Origin of the sequence: Algimonas arctica, from assembly GCF_014652695.1 — a bacterium.
GTDB classification, from domain to species: domain Bacteria; phylum Pseudomonadota; class Alphaproteobacteria; order Caulobacterales; family Maricaulaceae; genus Litorimonas; species Litorimonas arctica.
The window spans coordinates 1-1,455 of record NZ_BMZH01000041.1; the positions used below are offsets into that span (position 1 = coordinate 1).

The following is a 1,455-nucleotide window of genomic DNA, read 5'->3' on the forward strand; positions in this document are numbered from 1 at the left end:
ATTCGGACTTCGGTCCACAATACGCTTCCGAGATGCTCGGTGAACGTCATGATATCATTGTCAGTCGTGAGACCTTGCGTCAGTGGATGATCCAAAGTGGCCTTTGGAAAGATCGAAAGACTCGTCGTAAAATCCATCAGATGCGGTCACGTCGGGATTGTTATGGGGAATTGATTCAGATTGACGGATCCCATCACGATTGGTTTGAGGGACGCGGACCTAAGTGCTGCTTACTTGTGTTTATCGACGACGCGACCAGCGCGCTTCAAGAACTTCGCTTTGTTGAGAGCGAGAGCACTTTCTCTTACATGCGGGCCTTGGAGACATATCTTGAACGCCACGGTCGTCCCGTGGCGTTCTATTCTGACAAGCATACAGTGTTTAGAACGGCAAAGCCTAATCCGGCGGCTAATGGAATGACCCAGTTCGGCCGTGCCCTCGCTGAGCTGAACATCGACATCATTTGTGCGAACACGCCACAGGGCAAAGGTCGTGTCGAGCGGGCCAATAGAACGCTGCAAGACCGTCTTATCAAAGAGATGCGCCTTGAAAATATATCAAACATGGACGCCGCCAATCGCTATGCGGCTCGCTACATAGCCAAGCACAATGAGCGCTTTGCAGTCACACCCCGACAGGCCGTTGACGTTCATAGACCAGTGGAGATCGCTGTTGCCGCTCTCGCCAAGATACTCTGCGTTCGTGATGAGCGGTATGTTGGTCAAAACCTCTCGCTGAACTTCCAGAGAGTGAAGTACATGCTAGAGCGATCTCCTGAGAACAACGCAATCATTGGTAAGAAGATTGATATTCACGTCTATGCGGACGGGATTGTTGAGCTGGCATTTGAAGGACGCAACCTCCCCTACACGGTCTATGATCAAAGGCCCCGGATCAACTCAGGCGCAGTCACCGAGAACAAACGTCTCGGCAGCGTATTGGCGTGGATTAAGGAGCAGCAGACCCTTGACGAACCTGACCCGGGAACGGTCAGGACGATAAAGGCGAATAGCTCTGTCCGCAACAATGGCTACGTCTCCACTGGCAAACACGGTGGATGCAGGCCGAAACTGAAGGATGGAACTTTGTTGCCGCCAACGTCTTACGGGGTCGGTGTTAAATCAACACATTCGACACCTGAAAACACCTAAAATACCTCCTCGATTGATTGTCTTACGCTAGTGATAATGTTCGGAAACTCTTCACTAGACTGGCATCTAAACAATCAGGTTTTAGGACGAATTGATAGACAAGAACCTCGACCTCTAAACCCTTCTTTTCCAAAATCCGTTTGCGCTTCGCGCTCTCCTAGAGTGTTGGCTGGGTGAAGCCAGCGGCCGACAGGGCCGCCCCATGGTCGGGGCTCTGACTCTTCGGTCAGCCCCTATGGGGCTCAACCGGAACTGTCGCATTTGAACTTTGCAGAAAGTGTCTTGCCTTATCTTTGCTCCAACA

At 51.5% G+C, this 1,455-nt stretch carries 1 protein-coding gene; it reads left to right on the forward strand.

The genetic code is table 11. The annotated features are described in order from the left end of the window. Positions 1–1,151, forward strand: a 1,151-nt coding sequence (locus tag IE105_RS15255) for an ISNCY family transposase (protein WP_189499745.1), incomplete at its 5' end; no start/stop codon positions are given. Between the last annotated feature and the right edge of the window lie 304 nt (positions 1,152–1,455).